Origin of the sequence: Marinobacter sp. (genome assembly GCF_041595835.1) — a bacterium.
Classification (GTDB): domain Bacteria; phylum Pseudomonadota; class Gammaproteobacteria; order Pseudomonadales; family Oleiphilaceae; genus Marinobacter.
The window spans coordinates 1-18,014 of sequence record NZ_JBFHJO010000021.1 but is presented as its reverse complement, the minus strand read 5'-3'; the positions used below and the strand labels follow the sequence as shown (position 1 = coordinate 18,014).

General features: G+C 51.9%; 14 protein-coding genes. 6 read left to right on the top strand and 8 right to left on the bottom strand.

Annotation, left to right across the window (positions count from 1 at the left end; translation table 11 throughout):
- Positions 1-71: 71 nt before the first annotated feature.
- On the top strand, positions 72-1,223 hold the full coding sequence (locus tag ABYA77_RS08845) for an ion channel (protein ID WP_372965593.1): 1,152 nt from the start codon (positions 72-74) through the stop codon (positions 1,221-1,223).
- 56 nt (positions 1,224-1,279) lie between these two features.
- On the opposite strand, the gene ABYA77_RS08840 is transcribed toward ABYA77_RS08845, so the two are convergent.
- The 5 genes from ABYA77_RS08840 to typA form a co-directional block, all read right to left on the bottom strand.
- Positions 1,280-2,140: a CYTH domain-containing protein gene (locus ABYA77_RS08840; RefSeq protein ID WP_372965592.1), complete on the bottom strand. Its 861-nt coding sequence runs from the start codon at positions 2,138-2,140 to the stop codon at positions 1,280-1,282.
- 92 nt (positions 2,141-2,232) lie between these two features.
- On the bottom strand, positions 2,233-3,183 hold the full coding sequence (locus ABYA77_RS08835; RefSeq protein ID WP_372965591.1) for a porin: 951 nt from the start codon (positions 3,181-3,183) through the stop codon (positions 2,233-2,235).
- A 410-nt stretch (positions 3,184-3,593) separates the two neighbouring features.
- Complete coding sequence (gene dtd / locus ABYA77_RS08830; protein WP_372965590.1) at positions 3,594-4,049, bottom strand: D-aminoacyl-tRNA deacylase; 456 nt, start codon at positions 4,047-4,049, stop codon at positions 3,594-3,596.
- A 109-nt stretch (positions 4,050-4,158) separates the two neighbouring features.
- Positions 4,159-5,121, bottom strand: a complete 963-nt coding sequence (gene pip / locus ABYA77_RS08825; protein ID WP_372965589.1) for a prolyl aminopeptidase — start codon at positions 5,119-5,121, stop codon at positions 4,159-4,161.
- 193 nt (positions 5,122-5,314) lie between these two features.
- On the bottom strand, positions 5,315-7,126 hold the full coding sequence (gene typA, locus ABYA77_RS08820) for a translational GTPase TypA (RefSeq protein WP_372965588.1): 1,812 nt from the start codon (positions 7,124-7,126) through the stop codon (positions 5,315-5,317).
- A 383-nt stretch (positions 7,127-7,509) separates the two neighbouring features.
- Between typA and glnA the strand changes: the two genes are divergently transcribed.
- The 4 genes from glnA to glnG all read left to right on the top strand — a co-directional run bounded on the left by glnA (position 7,510) and on the right by glnG (position 12,393).
- Complete coding sequence (glnA, locus tag ABYA77_RS08815; protein ID WP_372965587.1) at positions 7,510-8,913, top strand: glutamate--ammonia ligase; 1,404 nt, start codon at positions 7,510-7,512, stop codon at positions 8,911-8,913.
- A gap of 195 nt (positions 8,914-9,108) precedes the next feature.
- Complete coding sequence (locus ABYA77_RS08810; protein WP_372965586.1) at positions 9,109-9,633, top strand: DUF4124 domain-containing protein; 525 nt, start codon at positions 9,109-9,111, stop codon at positions 9,631-9,633.
- A 238-nt stretch (positions 9,634-9,871) separates the two neighbouring features.
- Positions 9,872-10,963 carry a nitrogen regulation protein NR(II) gene (gene glnL, locus ABYA77_RS08805; RefSeq protein ID WP_372965585.1) on the top strand — a complete coding sequence of 364 codons (1,092 nt, stop codon included), beginning with the start codon at positions 9,872-9,874 and terminating at the stop codon, positions 10,961-10,963.
- On the top strand, positions 10,960-12,393 hold the full coding sequence (glnG, locus tag ABYA77_RS08800) for a nitrogen regulation protein NR(I) (RefSeq protein ID WP_372965584.1): 1,434 nt from the start codon (positions 10,960-10,962) through the stop codon (positions 12,391-12,393). Before glnL ends, glnG begins: the two co-directional genes overlap by 4 nt.
- 97 nt (positions 12,394-12,490) lie before the next feature.
- Here glnG and ssb read toward each other — a convergent pair whose 3' ends face one another.
- Positions 12,491-13,036, bottom strand: a complete 546-nt coding sequence (gene ssb, locus ABYA77_RS08795; protein WP_372965583.1) for a single-stranded DNA-binding protein — start codon at positions 13,034-13,036, stop codon at positions 12,491-12,493.
- Positions 13,037-13,093: 57 nt separating this feature from the next.
- Positions 13,094-14,464 carry an MFS transporter gene (locus ABYA77_RS08790; RefSeq protein ID WP_372965582.1) on the bottom strand — a complete coding sequence of 457 codons (1,371 nt, stop codon included), beginning with the start codon at positions 14,462-14,464 and terminating at the stop codon, positions 13,094-13,096.
- A gap of 180 nt (positions 14,465-14,644) precedes the next feature.
- On the opposite strand from ABYA77_RS08790, the gene uvrA reads away from it, so the two are divergent.
- On the top strand, positions 14,645-17,467 hold the full coding sequence (gene uvrA / locus ABYA77_RS08785; RefSeq protein WP_372965581.1) for an excinuclease ABC subunit UvrA: 2,823 nt from the start codon (positions 14,645-14,647) through the stop codon (positions 17,465-17,467).
- Positions 17,468-17,599: 132 nt separating this feature from the next.
- Here uvrA and rplQ read toward each other — a convergent pair whose 3' ends face one another.
- Positions 17,600-17,995: a 50S ribosomal protein L17 gene (gene rplQ / locus ABYA77_RS08780; RefSeq protein WP_372965580.1), complete on the bottom strand. Its 396-nt coding sequence runs from the start codon at positions 17,993-17,995 to the stop codon at positions 17,600-17,602.
- Positions 17,996-18,014 lie beyond the last annotated feature (19 nt).

Below are 18,014 nucleotides of genomic sequence, written 5' to 3'. Positions count from 1 at the left end.
CCCCTATCTCTCTGATATATTCCAAGTACTGTATAACGAACTCGCCAAGGACTAAACAGGCCACTACGCCAATGATGAGAAACAAGCGACCGCTAAATCCGGAGCATTCACAGTCGCACCTTCCAATGGGGGGATTGATACGTCAGCGCGTCAAACGTCTGTTCCTTGCCCTTGCAGCCCTGGTTTGCACTCAGATTCTGATTCTCTGGCTGGTTGAACCTCTGACTTTTTTTGAGGCGGCCTGGCTTACCATGACAACGTTGGTAACCGTGGGTTATGGCGACTATGCGCCAGTCACAGCGATTGGACGAATCAGCACAGTGTTGTTGATGTTCATAGCCGCCATCACCCTGCTGACATTAATTGTGAGCGACTATATCGAATACCGATTCTACCGCCGCGAACGAATCCTGACTGGACGCTGGATCTACAACATGAAAGACCACATTGTAATCATCAATACCCCCCGCAGCGGAGGCGAGCAGTATTTTATGCGTTTCGCCTCTCAAATTCGCTCTATACCAGAGTACCATACCGTCCCCATCATGCTGCTGACACGAAAGTTTCCCGGCGGCTTACCTGCAGAACTACGGGATTGCGGCATGGTGCACTTCCATGGTGCAGGCAATGACCCAGAAGCACTCAAAGCCGCACATGTAGGTGACGCTCAGCACATCATCGTACTGGCCTCTGATGAATCTGACCCCTTCTCTGACAGCCTGACGTTCGATATCGCCCACAGGTTAAGCGAATCCAACCTTGGCAACCGAACAACCGTTGAGTGTGTCAGCGACAACAACCGTGACCGCTTCAAAACCCTCGGGGTCAGGACCTTTATTCGCCCCGTTCGGACCTATCCGGAAATTATGGTGCGGGCAGTGGTAGCACCCGGCTCAGAGAAAGTTCTCGAAGACATGTTCAACTACGAGCAGGACCATCCCCACCGCTATGATCTGGAACTGGATGACCTGACCTGGGCTGATATCGTCAGCGCCCTTGTGCGCCATGGCATTGGCACCGCACTAGCCTATATCGACCATGATAATGAAGTGATCTGCCATCCAGCGTCCAACAAGGAAGTGGAAGGGAAAGGATTAATCGTACTGGTGAGTTCCAGCGAAACCCCCTCAGTGTCAGTGGTTGAAGAGGCGCTGGACAGGTATAGAGAGTTCCTCAAGAAGTGGCGAGAGCTGCAAGGCGACGACAAGACAAAGAACGCATAAACAGGCAAGGAAAAGACCGGTTTTTCTGAACGATCGGGTAACTGTTATCCTGAGCGTCACCTGACAGAAGCGATCGCTAGCTGCAGCTCGCCCATACCCGGAGCTCGTTGCAGCAGCGCCTCTACGGTTTCATTCCCGCCAAAGCCTGATACGAGCCGCTCCCAGACCGACTGCATGCCCACCGTCTGAGCTGCCTCCTCAATCTTCAGCAACGAATCAGATGAGAAGGTGACAGGCGCTCGCAAAAGCCAGGCCAGACTTAACTGGTACAGGAACTCAGTAACGGAAAGCACATTCGATCTTGCGCCGAGTTTCGGCTGATAAATACCTGCAAGGTGATAACCCTGCTCGGCCTTGCTCACCAGATTAAGAAATACAGGAACCTCATGCGCCAAAGACCTGGCCCATGTTATCAATAATTCCGGCTGACCAGATTTCAACTCAAATTCAACTTCGTGCAATGGCCGAGCCGCACCATCACCCACAATTTCACCAGTATCTACCGCAACTTCGATAACAGCGTCACCAATATTCAACATCACAACCTGACGAGTGAAGTTTGTCTCAAAGGCCAGCTTTAGTTCAGTCAAATCCAACTGACGGCTAAGCGAGGTTTGTTCAAGTAAGGACAAGTCCAGATCAGCACTCGGCAACTCCCATTCCCACTCTTCTCGGCGATGAGCGCCGTCCACAAACTCGCCTTGGGTTTTCAGGGTCTGGATGTACCGGCCTCCCGCTTCACGCACTCGAAGTGCAGCCTTGGCATCATTGAGCGCTGCATCCGCCGTGTCGTAGTAACGATTGATCAACACCTTGCACGGGCCATCAGAAGCTTCAGGTTGAGCCCGCAGCCACCTCAGCGCTTTAACCTGGGTCTGTTCTGTCAGTGTGAGTTTGATTTCAAGCTCTGTGGCCATTCGAAATTCCTGAAACCGGGGTTACTAAAAACAGAAAAACCGGTGACCTGAGTCACCGGTTTTTCATACTACTGAATTAGCTGGTTAGCTGATCAGAAGTAGTAAACAGCACCAACAGCTGCGATAGACTGCTCGTCACCTGAGGCGCCTTCCAGCGTATACTGAGCGGCGTTGTCGCCATTTGACAGATAACCTTCAACATAAACATACATGTTGTCTGACAAATTGTGCAGAGCTTGCAGAGTAACGGTATCGTTCTTATCGCCATTGTCCATATCTTGCAGCTGGTAAGCCAGTGCAAACTGGTTAGCGCCCAGAGTGTAAACACCCATCACACCGTAAATGTCCCGATCATCGGAACGAGTCTGATATTCACCAACCAGGCTCAGATCACCCATGTCGTAGGTAGCGGCCAAACCATAGGTGTTTTCGTTAGAACCAACCGCTGCTTCGTTGCTATCCATTGCAAATGCAACCGACAGGGCATCAACAGAATAAGTTGCAGACAACTGGTACGGATAGGACTTAGTTCCTTCACCGTCGCCATTAACCTGAACGCCAGCACCCAGAACCAGACCACCGAAAGACGGGGATTGATACTGGATTTGGTCGCCTTCGCTAGTCGTACCCGCTGAGAAGATGTCAGAGCCAACTTCGTGGAAGTTACCAATGATGACAACAGCACGCTCATATACACCATCGTCAGAGCCAACCCACACCTGACCAAAATCGCCTTTCACACCGATATAAGCCTCGTCCAGGCTGTCAATACCACTGCTTTTCGACTTATTGTCAGCGTTAATACCTTCAAGCTCCAGCTTGAAGAAACCGGTAAGGCCCGGAGCGATTTCGTGCTCGTGAGTTACACCCAGAGTAGAGCCATTGTCAGCATGTTCAACAGTAGAGCCAGCACCATCAACATTGGTGTGCTGCAGTACGTACTGAATGTTACCGTAAACGGTAGGCAGATTGCTTTCCTGGGCCAGAGCAGCGCCAGAGAAGGTTGCGGCTGCAATAGCAGTAGCAAGGATTGTCTTTTTCATTTTGCATTTTCCTTTGTGAGTTAACTCAGGTTCTTCGACGGGTCTTAAAGCCCGATCTTTTCTTTTTATCAACCAAGGCGAACATCAAGCCTTGATTCTCAGCCACTTACAGAACTCTATTAAAGCTCTACGTGATGATCCTGTTTTAATACAACAATTGCTTTTTTGCAAACATTTAACGGCTATTTTTTAACCTTCCCCGGACTTCAGCACAAAACCTTTTCGCCCACTTACACTTACACCGGTTTTCTATTTTTATTGGCAAGATCAAGGCCTAAACCAACAATTACCATTAAAGCCAAGAACTTACGAAAATCAAATCATCTGATCTACATCCAAAATCCGGACAACTAAACCCGTACTCTCAAATAACGCACCAATTCTGAGCGTTACTCCATCTATCTAATTGTTCATTTCACTTTACTGGTTTCCAGTAAAAAGGTTACCGGACCGTCATTCAACAATGCCACCTTCATATCCGCCCCGAACTTCCCGGTTTGCACGCGATCAGCACCAAACCATGTTTTCGCCCATGTCACAAATTCTTCAAAAAGATGGTTAGCAATCTCGGGGGAGGCAGCCAGAGAAAAACCAGGGCGAGTCCCAGACGAAGTATCGGCAGCTAAAGTAAACTGGGGGACAACCAGAAGTGAGCCTCCGGAGTCCTGAACATTAACGTTCATCCGGCCTTGCTCATCGGGGAATACCCGGTAAGAGAGAATTTTCCGGCACAGTTCCCTGGCCTCTTTTGATGTGTCATTCCTTTCCACACCCAATAGCAATAAAAGCCCACTGCCGATACTGGCAATTTGCCGACCCTCCACGGTCACGCTTGCTTCCGATACTCGCTGTATCAATCCTTTCATTTAGTCCCTTGGCAGTTCAGCTCGCAGGGTTAAAAAGCGGTAACGACCCAAAGTGTATAGAGGGGGTCTGCAGGTCGCAACCCCATCATCTCAACAAAAAGTCTAAGCACTAACCCGCTGACAGCTCACTTTTCGCAACAATCTGCTCAACACCCCGAATCAAAGCGTCCACTATCGCTGGCTCTGAGGCTGAATGGCCAGCATCCCGAATAATCTGCAACTCTGCCTCAGGCCACGCTTTACTGAGAGCAAAAGCGTTGTCCAAAGGGCAAACCATGTCGTAACGGCCATGGACGATAATGCCCGGTATCCCGGCAAGCGCGGGTGCACCTTGAATTATCTGATCCGGCTTCAGAAAAGATTGATTCATAAAGTAGTGGCATTCAATACGCGCCAACGCGATAGCCACATGAGGGTGGCCAAAGTGCTCCACCACTCTGGGGTTCGGCTGCAAGGTGGCACAACGGCCTTCCCACACAGACCAGGACTTGGCAGCCTGAATCTGCTCAAGCTCGTTACTGCTGGTTAACCGCCGGTAATAGGCCGAAACCATATCACTTCGCTCAGCTTCTGGAATCGGTGCGATAAAATCCTGCCAGTAATCAGGAAATACCCGGCTAGCCCCCTGCTGGTATAGCCACTGGATGTCCTGGGGCCGGCATAGAAAGATGCCCCGCAACACCAAACCTAACACCCGCTCCGGGTGAGCCTGAGCATAGACAAGACTTAAGGTTGAACCCCAGCTACCGCCGAATAATAGCCAACGATCCACACCCAAAAACTGCCGGACAGTTTCCATGTCGTCGACCAGCTTATCCGTGCTATTGCCCTCCAACTCCGCCAGCGGCGTCGACCGCCCAGCACCACGCTGATCCATCAGGATAATCCGGAAACGTTCGGCATCGAAAAATCGCCGATGATAATCCTCACACCCTCCTCCGGGGCCTCCATGCACAACCAGCACAGGAATGCCGTCCGGATTGCCAGACTCTTCCAGATACAATTCATGGATCTCATCAACTGCAAGACGGTGACGAGCATACGGCTGGATTTCGGGATAGAGGCTTAACATGACGGACTCCGTTTTGTGAATAACGGAAGTCTAGCTGAGATTGGCGGGGACATTCACTGATTTAAAGAGAGAGCTTTAGAAATAAAATCCTAAATACGGTTAACCACAGGCAACGAAGACAATCACGCAGGAAAAGACAGAGCTTTTCCTGAACTTACCGTGAATACCCGCGCTGCCCGCGGCCAATCAACCCTTACTTCTTACCTGCACGCTTACGCTCGTTTTCAGTCAGAAGTTTTTTACGCAGACGTATCGACTTAGGCGTTACTTCCACCAACTCGTCGTCATCAATAAACTCAAGGGCCTGCTCAAGGGTGAACTTGATGGGTGGCACCAGAGAAATAACTTCATCCTTACCGGATGCACGCATGTTATCCAGCTTTTTACCCTTGGTTGGGTTAACCACCAGATCGTTATCGCGGCTATGGATACCACACAACTGACCCTCATAAATTTCCTGGCCAGGCTCAAGGAATAACTTACCCCGGCTCTGCAAGGTTTCCAGAGAGTAGGTCAACGCAGTACCTGTTGCCATAGAAACGATTACTCCGTTCTGACGGCTGGTGACGTCACCAAGCTTAACCGGGCCATAATGGCTAAAGGTCGAGGTCAGGATACCAGTACCTGAGGTCATGGTCAGGAAAGTGTTCCGGAAACCAATCAGGCCACGGGCAGGAATCGTGTATTCCAGGCGCATACGCCCCTTACCATCCGGGATCATGTTGGTCATATCACCACGACGCAACCCCATCTGCTCCATAATCGGGCCTTGGTGCTGCTCTTCGATATCAACAATCACGTTCTCGTATGGCTCTTGCTTCTCGCCATCCACTTCTTTGATCACTACTACCGGGCGACCTACCGCCAGCTCGAAGTTTTCACGGCGCATGTTTTCGATCAACACAGACAGATGAAGCTCGCCACGACCCGAAACTTTGAATTTATCCGCCGAATCACCTTCTTCAACACGCAGAGCCACGTTGTGCAGCAACTCTTTTTCCAGGCGCTCTTTAATGTTGCGACTGGTCACGTATTTGCCCTCTTTACCGGCAAACGGAGAGTCGTTGACCTGGAAGGTCATAGAAACCGTCGGTTCATCGACCGTTAACGGTGGCAACGCCTCAACGTTGGACGAATCACACAAGGTATCAGAGATAAACAGCTGATCCAGACCACTTACACACACAATGTCGCCGGCCTGAGCTTCGTCAACTTCTACACGCTGCAAACCGGAGTGGCCCATAATTTTAAGAATACGGCCATTTCGTTTTTTACCATCGGCACCGATAGCAACAACATGGGTATTCGTTTTTACTTTACCGCGTGCGATACGGCCGATACCGATAACACCCAAAAAGCTGTTGTAATCCAGCTGGGAGATCTGCATCTGGAAGGGGCCGTCCAGATCTACGTCCGGCGCAGGCACATGATCAACAATGGCCTGAAAAACGGCATCCATGTCGTCTTGCAGGTTCTCATGATCCATACCCGAAATACCGTTCAGGGCACTCGCGTACACAATGGGGAAGTCGAGCTGTTCATCAGTAGCACCCAGGTTATCGAACAGATCAAACACCTGGTCTACTACCCAGTCCGGGCGAGCGCCAGGACGGTCAATTTTGTTTACTACCACAATCGGGCGAAGGCCTGCGGCAAAAGCTTTCTGAGTCACAAAACGGGTTTGCGGCATAGGGCCGTCAATAGAATCGACCACTAGCAGAACACTGTCTACCATGCTCATGACTCGCTCAACTTCGCCACCGAAATCAGCGTGCCCAGGGGTATCCACGATATTGATATCGTAGTCTTTCCATTTCAGGGCCGTATTCTTGGCCAGAATGGTAATGCCACGCTCTTTTTCCTGGTCATTAGAGTCCATAACTCGCTCGCTTTCGAGCTCTTTACGGTCCAAAGTACCGGACTTACGCAACAATTGGTCAACCAGGGTTGTTTTACCATGGTCAACGTGGGCAATAATGGCAACGTTTCTAAGCTTATCAATCACAACGGGTATCCTGCAGAATTTAGCGGGACGTAGTATATCGAAAAGTCCAGAGCGTTAATATGAAGATTGATGCGTAATATGTAACCAATCGCACGACGCACTGTTATCAGGCATCTACCAGGGCGGCGCACTACTTTAGTGCGGCAAGATTCGAAAAACGTGCACTGAAAGACAGCCATGCAACACGCTAAAAGTCTTGCCGAGAGCCTGTCTCGTGCAATTAAAGAAAAATTGGCAAGACCCTTGCTTAGATACAAACAGCCGCAATTGAAGGGTAAGGATAATCAGCTTCTGATAGACTTCCCTCAGCTGCAAGCAGATCGGGCCTCAGTACACTGAACGATCCGGCACAACGAATATGTATAACCTACGGAGCATGCACCATGTCCAAGACTATTGATTTGATCAAAGAACACGAAGTCAAATGGGTCGATCTGCGTTTTACCGATACCCGAGGTAAAGAACAGCACGTAACCATGCCAGCCACCGAAGTAAGCGAAGATTTTTTTGCCGACGGAAAAATGTTCGACGGCTCATCTATTTCTGGCTGGAAAGGCATCAACGAATCCGACATGATCCTGATGCCGGATGACACCAGCTCCGTACTGGATCCTTTCACCGAAGAAACCACTATCAACATTACCTGCGACATTGTGGAACCCACCACCATGCAAGGTTATGAGCGCGACCCACGCTCCGTAGCCAAGCGCGCAGAAGAGTACCTGAAATCTACCGGCATCGCTGATGGCGCGCTGTTCGGCCCGGAGCCTGAATTCTTCATCTTCGATTCGGTGAAGTGGAAGAGCGACATGCAAGGTTCCATGTACGAGCTTTATTCCGAAGAAGCCGCCTGGGTATCCGGCGACGACTTCGACCGCAACAACATTGGTCACCGTCCAGGCGTTAAAGGTGGTTACTTCCCCGTTCCGCCAGTAGACAGCCTACATGATCTTCGCGGCGCCATGTGTGCAGCGATGGAATCCATGGGCCTGACCATCGAAGTTCATCACCACGAAGTGGGGACAGCTGGCCAGTGTGAAATCGGTGTGGGCGCGAACTCCCTGACCAAAAAAGCCGATGAAGTTCAGATCCTCAAGTACTGCGTGCACAACGTAGCCCATGCCTACGGTAAAACGGCTACCTTCATGCCTAAGCCTGTAGTTGGCGACAACGGTTCTGGTATGCACGTTCACATGTCCTTGAGCAAAGATGGCAAAAACCTGTTCGCTGGTGACAGCTACGCAGGCCTGAGTGACGAAGCTCTGTACTACGTTGGCGGCATCATCAAACATGCGAAAGCCATCAACGCCTTCACCAACCCGGCCACCAACAGCTACAAGCGTCTGGTACCAGGCTACGAAGCACCGGTTATGCTGGCCTACTCTGCCCGTAACCGTTCTGCCTCTATCCGTATCCCATACGTAAACAGTGCCAAAGCCCGTCGTGTTGAAGTTCGCTTCCCGGACCCGGCTGCTAACCCGTACCTAGCCTTCTCAGCACTGATGATGGCCGGCCTGGACGGCATCCAGAACAAGATCCACCCTGGCGATGCCATGGACAAGGATCTGTACGACCTGCCGAAAGAAGAAGCTCTGAACATTCCGAAGGTTGCCGAGACTCTGCAAGAAGCTCTGGATGCCCTGAAAGAAGACCACGAGTTCCTGACCCGTGGCGGAGTCTTCACCGAAGACATGATTGCCGGCTATATCGACCTGAAGCGCGGAGAAGTTGAGCGCATCAACATGACCACGCACCCGGTTGAGTTCGAACTGTACTACTCCTGCTAAGTCTTCGCACCAATCCGGTGCAAGCTGGCAAGTAAAAAAACCCGCCTCGGCGGGTTTTTTTTGTGCTCAACCCCGCAAAACAAAAGCACGAACCACAGCTCTTAACGAGATGTAACCAAGGGACCGGCAAGTACCGTTGAAATGCCTCACCCCGCGACAGATAATCAACCCTATCAACCAGCACGGGCCAATATCATGAAAACACTTGTCGCACTCACATCTGGTATTTTTCTCCTGGCATCGTCAGCCAGCTGGGCAGAGGTTTATCGCCACGTGGATGCGCAAGGCAACGTCACCTTTTCAGATGAACCTATGGAAGGCGGCAAGGAAGTCAAAATAAAGCCCGTAACCACCATCACCCTGCCTAAACCTGAAGCAGTACGCGAGACAGGAAAACTTCGGGAAGAGGTAAAGCGAGAAGGTGCCGCCTATGAGAGCGTCGCCTTTTCACAACCACAAGATGAACAAGCGTTTCACAGCGGCGGAGGCCACGTCACTTTCGAGGTATATAGCACTCCAGGCCTGAAGCCAGGCCATAAATATGAAGTCACCCTTGACGGCCAACCCGTCGGTCAAAGCACCTCAGGCTCCGTGACGGTACAAAATATCGACCGAGGCACGCACAGCGCCGCAGCTCACATTGTGGACGAAGATGGCGTACAGATAAAAACCGGACAAACCATCCACTTCACGGTTCACCGCCCTTCTATCGCCCGATAAATTAACCGCACCAATTTAGTGCGCTCGCACCACAATAGAGCCATACTACAGGCAGCAACAGGGCAAGCCCCGGGCCGCCTGTAGGCTTTACTCGCATCCTGCATCACCCCAAAGCACTCGCAGCCCCGCCCGGCGCCATTTTCTTATCAGCCAACCGTCTTTTCAGTCACACAATAAAGCTGGTTCGTTTTTTGCAAAACCTAGAGTAATGACCATGAGCGATCAACGGGAACCTAGCATGTCGTTTCGACCATCCTCCACTCTGGAAACAGGGTATAAAAGTATTCTCGACAGTCTGACGACTGCCGTGCTGGTGCTTGGGGAAGACCTGACCATTCGCTACCTCAATCCAGCAGCAGAAAACCTGTTCGAAACCAGCCTGACCCGAACTCAAGGCATTCCTTTACACGAAGTTCTTATTGATTCCGGAAATGCCCTGAAAATTCTTCACGCGGCAGCAAGGAACGGTCAATCTTACACCCGCCGCGAAGCCGAGTTTGCCCTGCTCACAGGTTCCAGACTTATCGTAGACTATTCCGTAACCCCCATCTGCCTGGACCCTACCGAACTCTTGATTGAACTGCACCCCAGAGATCGCCAACTACGCATCAGCCGGGAAGAAGATATTATTTCGCAACAGGAAGCCTCCCGGATTCTTGTCCGCGGCATGGCCCATGAAATTAAAAACCCATTGGGGGGCATCAGAGGTGCTGCGCAGTTACTCGACCGGGAACTGGATAACGAGGGCCAGCGCGAATACACCCAAGTCATAATTGACGAAGCTGACCGCCTGCGCAGCCTGGTTGACCGGATGCTGGGCCCAAACAAAGCCCTGCAGATTGTCCCTACCAATATCCACGAAGTACTGGAACGGGTTCGCACCCTCATAGAAGCCGAAAGCCGGGGTAAGGTACAACTCAAACGTGACTACGACCCAAGCATTCCTGAATTTCCGGGCGACAAAGAACAACTGATACAGGCCGTTCTGAACATTGCCCGAAACGCGATGGAGGCGGCTTTCGAAAACAGCAACCCCCTTCTAACGCCGACGATTACTTTCCGCACTCGTACACTGCGGCAGTTCACCATTGGCCATAAACGACACCGCCTGGCTTGCCGGATCGACATCATCGACAACGGCCCCGGTATTCCCCCAGACCTCCTTCAAAACATTTTTTACCCCATGATCAGTGGTCGGGCTTCTGGAACCGGTTTGGGACTATCAATAACCCAAAGCATCATTGGCCAACACCACGGCCTGGTTGAATGCGAGAGCGAGCCAGGAAATACCAACTTCATAATATTCCTGCCCCTGGAGGACATTAAATGAACCCGTCGGGAAACGTCTGGATCATCGATGATGACAAAAGTATCCGCTGGGTCCTGGAGCGGGCTCTGAGCCAGGCCGGCCTACAACCCCGAGTATTTGAAAGTGGCGAAGGCATCATTGCCCGCCTGGATCAGGAACGGCCAGACGCTATCGTGAGCGACATACGTATGCCCGGCATCGACGGCATCACGCTGCTATCACGAATAGTCGCACTGCACCCAGACGTTCCGGTCATCATCATGACCGCCCACTCTGACCTTGATAGTGCAGTAACCAGCTACCAGACCGGCGCGTTTGAATATCTGCCCAAGCCTTTCGATGTGGATGAAGCCATTGCTTTAGTCAAACGAGCTATCGCCCACAGCCACGAACAGAGAGCTACGGCCGAACCCCAAATAGAAGCCGTACAAAAAAGCACGGAAATCATTGGCGAAGCACCGGCCATGCAAGAAGTGTTCAGGGCTATTGGCCGGCTATCAAATTCCAACATTACGGTACTGATCAACGGCGAAAGCGGCACAGGTAAAGAACTGGTTGCCCAGGCACTGCATAACCACAGTCCGCGGGCCCGCAATCCGTTCATTGCCCTGAACATGGCCGCCATCCCCAAAGACCTGATTGAATCCGAACTCTTTGGTCACGAAAAAGGCGCCTTTACAGGGGCAGGAAGCTCTCGCCAGGGACGCTTTGAACAGGCAAACGGTGGGACCCTTTTTCTGGATGAAATCGGCGATATGCCTGCAGACACCCAGACCAGACTGCTGCGCGTGCTGGCAGATGGCGAGTTCTATCGAGTAGGCGGCACCACGCCCATCAAAGTTGACGTACGCATCATTGCTGCAACGCACCAAGATCTAGAGAAACTGGTTAATGCTGGCAGCTTCCGGGAAGACCTATTCCACCGATTAAATGTTATTCGGATTCATTTACCAAAACTGGCAGAACGGCGAGCAGACATACCGCGCCTCGTTCAGCATTTTCTGAAGCAGGCCGCCAAAGAGTTGGCCGTAGAACCCAAACTGCTGCGCAAAGATGCCGAAGAATACCTGTCAACTCTGCCCTGGCCCGGAAATGTCCGTCAACTGGAAAACACGTGCCGCTGGCTAACCGTCATGGCCAGTGGCCGCGAAATCCACGTAGCCGATCTGCCTCCTGAGCTTCGGGACCAAGCTGAATCTGAAAATGACGCCATTGGCCAAACCTGGCAAGAAGGTCTGAGAAGCTGGGCCGAACAGGAACTAAAGCGGGGCAAGAAAAGTGTACTGGACAAGGCCGTCCCTGAATTTGAAAAAATTATGATCGAGACCGCCTTAAAACACACAGGCGGGCGCCGCCGGGACGCTTCAATCCTGCTGGGCTGGGGAAGAAATACGTTAACGCGAAAAATTAACGAGCTGGGTTTGGACCACCCGGATGGAGAGGAGGAATAACACACGTCCATCCCTGGTCATTGTTGACTTCCGCCCAAAAAAGAACCCGAGCTTTCGCTCGGGTTCTTTTTATCAACACTTTGATCTCAGGTGCTTTTTAAAACGGAATATCATCATCAAAGTCATCAATTGGCTCTGGCATAGCACCACTCTGCGGCTGAGCTGGCGGGTTGTTATAACCACCTTGCTGTGGCTGGGCCTGTTGCTGAGCCGGCGCATTATATTGCGGCTGTGGTGCCTGAGCTTGTGGCTGAGGCCGCCCCTGAGGAGCACCCGGATTCATGCCACCTTCAGCACCGCGACTATCCAGCATCTGCATCTGACCATTGATATCCACCACAATCTCCGTGGTATAACGGTCCTGGCCATCTTGCCCCTGCCATTTACGGGTTTGCAGACGACCTTCGATATAAACCTTTGAGCCTTTACGCAGATACTGGCCAGCTACTTCTGCAACCTTCCCGAAAAGAACAACCCGGTGCCACTCTGTTCTCGGTACCATCTGCCCGGTCTGGCGATCCTTGTAACTTTCATCAGTCGCCAACGTGAGGTTGACGACTGCATTTCCATTCGGGGTATATCGGGTATCCGGGTCCTGGCCCAGATTACCGATAAGAATTACCTTATTTATGCCTCGTGCCATGTTCTGCTCCTGGTATTTTTTCGCCGAACATCTGCGCTCCATGCAGACATTCAATGTTTAAGTATTGTCACCCTGCCGCACAAACTCCAGACGCGCAAGCTGATCTTCATTAAAGTACTGACGGTCCACCTTCAGATAGGCCGTAGCAGCTTCTTCTACAATAACCACGTCCGCAACTCCCGGGAGGTTACGCAAGCCTTGGTCAATCTCATCCAGCGTGGCCGCCACCGCATGCTGTAACTGCACAACAAAACTGGTGGTATAGCTTGGAGTGGGCATCGTAAGCGCTACCACTAACCAAATAACCAGCCCCCCGACCATCAACCAGAGCACACCTTCCAGGCCGGCAACCTGCAACAAATAACCGCCCAACGCACCACCGAGAAAGGCGCCAAAGAACTGAGAGGTTGAATAAACCCCCATAGCTGTCCCTTTACTGGCTGCCGGTGCCTCTTTACTGATCAGAGAAGGCAAGCTGGCTTCCAATAAATTAAACGCCATAAAGAAAAAGAACAGCACACCCCACGCCAGCCCAAGGCTGCCAGTCACACCGGTAAGCCCGGCTGTTGCCAGAGCCAGCAGGGCGATCGCGCCACACAGCACAGGCTTCATTTTACGCTTTTTCTCGCCAAGGATGATAAACGGCACCATAGCAAAAAAGGAGGTAATCATAACAGAGAGATAAAACCACCAATGAGAAGTAGCCGCCAGCCCCAATTGATCCTGTAGCATGGTCGGGAAGACCAGAAACAACGCCGTCAGCGTGAAATGCAGAGCAAAAATACCAAAATCGAGCCGTAACAGCCGACCATCAACCAACACTTTACCAACCATTTCGCGAGCCGGATGCGTGTCGGCACTGAGCTTGTGCTGGTGCGGCGTAGGCACGACCTTCGCAACGACAACCAAGGCCAACAATGCCAATACGGCTGTCGTGTAGAAAATTCCGGACAAGCCCCACAGAGAACCCAGTAGAGGCCCAATAACAAGCGAAACAGAAAACGACAATCCGATGGAGATCCCCACCGTAGCCATGGCCTTGGTGCGTTGCTCTTCCCGAGTCAGATCACTCAACATCGCCATCAGTACGCTGGCAATAGCACCCGCACCCTGAAGGAGCCGACCAATAATAATTACATAAATAGAATCCGTTGCGCCGGCCAGCACACTTCCCGCTGCGAACAACACCAGACCGATGTAGATCATGCGCTTGCGGCCAACGCGATCCGACATCAAACCGAACGGAATCTGTAGTAACGCCTGGCTCAGGCCATAAGCGCCAATTGCAAAACCGATCAGGGCCGGTGTTGCGCCTTGCAAATCACTACCGAGCAAAACAAAGACCGGCATGATCATAAACAACCCAAGCATACGCATGGCGTATACCGAAGCCAGAGCCACTACTGAGCGTTTTTCAAGCGCGTTCATGCTAACCCGTGCCGGACTGGATGAGTGTATTGACAGCCTAAAGCTGCGCGCCGCGCATTGTACCAGAAGCCGGAAGATGACGGGACTACTCACAATGGGATGCAATAACTGTTCAGGTCACAACTTAGCCGAGACCGCTGGAACGCGATATACTGGGCGCTTTTACCGACGCGAGGTGTTATGGACCATATCCAGATCAAGGGTGCTCGCACCCACAACCTTAAGAATATCGACCTGGATATACCGCGGGACAAACTGGTTGTAATAACCGGGCTTTCCGGTTCCGGCAAATCATCGTTAGCCTTTGATACGCTGTACGCAGAAGGCCAGCGGCGGTACGTGGAATCGCTGTCCACCTATGCCCGCCAGTTTCTTTCGATGATGGAAAAACCCGATATCGACCATATCGAAGGCTTGTCTCCGGCCATCTCCATTGAGCAAAAGTCCACCTCTCACAACCCCCGCTCAACCGTGGGCACCATCACCGAAATATACGATTACTTGCGACTGTTGTTTGCCCGCGCCGGTGAGCCCAGATGCCCGGAGCACCATCAACCTCTGGAAGCACAAACTGTCAGCCAGATGGTAGACCAGGTTCTGGCCATGCCCGAAGACAGCAAACTGATGATTCTGGCGCCAATCATACGTGACCGTAAAGGTGAACATCTCCAGGTTATTGACACCATGCGCAGCCAGGGTTTTATCCGCCTGCGAGTGGACGGTAAGGTTTACGACATTGATGATGTACCCAACTTAGAAAAAAACAAAAAACACCAGATCGACGTTGTTGTCGACCGTTTCAAAGTTAAAACAGGCTTAGAGCAAAGACTCGCTGAAAGTTTTGAGACAGCTTTAGAACTCTCGGACGGTATTGCACTGGTTGCCCCCATGACCGGCGAAGGAGATGAACACACATTTTCCGCCCGATACGCATGCACCCAATGCGGCTACTCCTTAAGCGAACTTGAGCCCCGCTTATTTTCCTTCAATAATCCAGCCGGGGCTTGCCCAACCTGCGACGGCCTGGGTGTTCGCCAATTTTTTGATCCTGAAAAAATCATTCAGCATCCGGAAGCCACCCTCGCTTCCGGTGCAATCAAAGGCTGGGACCGTCGTGCTGTCTATTATTTCCAAATGCTCTCGAGCGTTGCGGAGCACTATGACATCGACCTTGAAACTCCCTGGGAGCAACTTCCCGAACATTTCCGTGAAACGCTCCTTCACGGCTCCGGTACCGACGAAATCTCTTTCCGCTATGTAAATTCCCGCGGGCAGATCATGGAAAAATCCCACCCATTCGAAGGCATACTGCCAAACCTTGAACGACGGTACCGGGAAACCGAATCTCAAAGCATGCGGGAAGAGCTCGCACGAAACCTGAGCACCCAACCTTGCAAAGACTGCCACGGCTCCCGCTTACGTCAGAGCGCCCGACACGTCTTCATCAAGGAACAGAATCTTCCGGACATTACGCGCATGCCAGTTGGTGACGCCCATCGCTATTTTGGAGAACTTGCACTCCCTGGCCGGAAGGGTGAAATTGCAGACAAAATACTGAAAGAAGTGAGAGAGCGACTACAGTTCCTGGTTAATGTTGGCCTGGAATACCTGACGTTGGAACGCAGTGCCGACACCCTTTCCGGCGGTGAAGCACAGCGAATTCGCCTTGCAAGCCAGATCGGCGCGGGCCTGGTTGGTGTAATGTACATCCTCGACGAACCATCAATTGGCCTGCATCAGCGAGATAATGACCGATTACTCGCCACCCTCACCCACCTCCGAGACCTGGGCAACACCGTAATCGTCGTAGAGCACGACGAGGATGCGATCCGGTCAGCGGACTACGTCATCGATATTGGGCCTGGCGCTGGCGTCCACGGCGGGGAAATTGTTGCCCGAGGCACACCTGCAGACATCATTGCCAATAAAGGCTCATTGACCGGCCAATACCTCAGTGGCGCAAAAAGCATCGCAATACCCCGTGAACGTAATAAGGGCAATGGTAAGCAGCTGGTACTCACTGGTGTAACAGGAAACAACCTTCAAGACGTCACTCTCACGCTGCCACTCGGAGTGATGACCTGTATAACCGGCGTATCTGGCTCAGGCAAGTCAACGCTTATCAACAGCACGCTCTACCCTGTCGCGGCGGCCAAACTCAACAAAGCGACGAGCCTGAATCACGGCCCTTACAAGGGCTTGAAAGGACTGAATCACCTGGATAAGGTCATCGACATAGATCAAAGTCCGATAGGCCGGACACCACGATCTAACCCGGCTACCTATACTGGCCTTTTCACACCTATCAGGGAATTATTTGCCGGTACACAGGAAGCCCGATCAAGGGGCTATAAAGTCGGGCGTTTTTCATTCAACGTCAAAGGAGGCCGCTGTGAAGCCTGCCAAGGCGACGGCGTTATCAAGGTAGAAATGCACTTCCTGCCTGACGTGTACGTACCCTGTGATATCTGCAAAGGGAAACGCTACAACAGAGAGACCCTGGAAATCCGTTATAAAGGCAAGAACATCCACGAAGTGCTCGACATGACCGTTGAAGAAGGTCGTGAATTCTTCGATGCTGTACCATTCCTCGCCAGAAAGCTTCAGACCTTAATCGACGTGGGCCTTTCCTACGTCCGCTTAGGCCAAAGCGCCGTCACGCTATCGGGTGGCGAAGCCCAACGAGTAAAGCTCGCCAAGGAACTTTCAAAGCGCGATACCGGAAAAACGCTCTATATCCTTGATGAACCAACCACCGGCCTGCATTTTTACGACATACAGCAGCTGTTAAACGTCCTGCAACGGCTTCGGGACCACGGCAACACCATTGTGGTAATCGAGCACAACCTGGACGTTATAAAAACGGCCGACTGGATCGTCGACCTGGGCCCGGAAGGAGGATCGGGTGGAGGGATGATTATTGCGGAAGGGACACCCGAAGACGTCGCTGACAATCCCGCCTCCCATACCGGGAAATATCTGAAATCTATGCTGGAAAAGTAGTATATAAAACATAGGGCGCGGTCGGAGCCACGCAAGCCCCGAACCGATAACTCGTAACAAACCCAGATTCCAGATACAAAAAAACCGGGAACCTGACGGAACCCGGTTTTTTAAGAAGTGAACTAAACGATTTTACTCGTCATCGCCCACCTCTTCCGCTTCGATGTCCAGAGGACGACCGACCAGCTCAACAAATGCCATAGGGGCATTGTCACCAGCGCGGAAGCCACACTTCAGGACACGAAGATATCCACCCGGCCGCTCGTTGTAACGGGGACCCAGCTCGTTAAAAAGCTTGGCTACCGCTGCATCGCTACGCAGGCGTGCGAACGCCAGACGACGATTTGCAACCGAATCATTCTTTGCGAGCGTGATCAACGGCTCAGCTACCCGACGCAATTCTTTCGCTTTCGGGAGCGTCGTTTTGATCAGCTCGTGCTCAACCAGTGACGCAGTCATGTTACGGAACATGGCCTTGCGATGCGCACTGGTCCTGTTGAACTTACGACCACTCTTACGATGACGCATTGCTCTGATTCCTTACCTT

Coding starts and splice junctions, on each gene's coding strand:
- ABYA77_RS08845 (WP_372965593.1), top strand. CDS start 72: ATGATGAGAAACAAGCGACCGCTAAATCCGGAGCATTCACAGTCGCAC.
- ABYA77_RS08840 (WP_372965592.1), bottom strand. CDS start 2,140: ATGGCCACAGAGCTTGAAATCAAACTCACACTGACAGAACAGACCCAG.
- ABYA77_RS08835 (WP_372965591.1), bottom strand. CDS start 3,183: ATGAAAAAGACAATCCTTGCTACTGCTATTGCAGCCGCAACCTTCTCT.
- dtd (WP_372965590.1), bottom strand. CDS start 4,049: ATGAAAGGATTGATACAGCGAGTATCGGAAGCAAGCGTGACCGTGGAG.
- pip (WP_372965589.1), bottom strand. CDS start 5,121: ATGTTAAGCCTCTATCCCGAAATCCAGCCGTATGCTCGTCACCGTCTT.
- glnA (WP_372965587.1), top strand. CDS start 7,510: ATGTCCAAGACTATTGATTTGATCAAAGAACACGAAGTCAAATGGGTC.
- ABYA77_RS08810 (WP_372965586.1), top strand. CDS start 9,109: ATGAAAACACTTGTCGCACTCACATCTGGTATTTTTCTCCTGGCATCG.
- glnL (WP_372965585.1), top strand. CDS start 9,872: ATGTCGTTTCGACCATCCTCCACTCTGGAAACAGGGTATAAAAGTATT.
- glnG (WP_372965584.1), top strand. CDS start 10,960: ATGAACCCGTCGGGAAACGTCTGGATCATCGATGATGACAAAAGTATC.
- ssb (WP_372965583.1), bottom strand. CDS start 13,036: ATGGCACGAGGCATAAATAAGGTAATTCTTATCGGTAATCTGGGCCAG.
- ABYA77_RS08790 (WP_372965582.1), bottom strand. CDS start 14,464: ATGAACGCGCTTGAAAAACGCTCAGTAGTGGCTCTGGCTTCGGTATAC.
- uvrA (WP_372965581.1), top strand. CDS start 14,645: ATGGACCATATCCAGATCAAGGGTGCTCGCACCCACAACCTTAAGAAT.
- rplQ (WP_372965580.1), bottom strand. CDS start 17,995: ATGCGTCATCGTAAGAGTGGTCGTAAGTTCAACAGGACCAGTGCGCAT.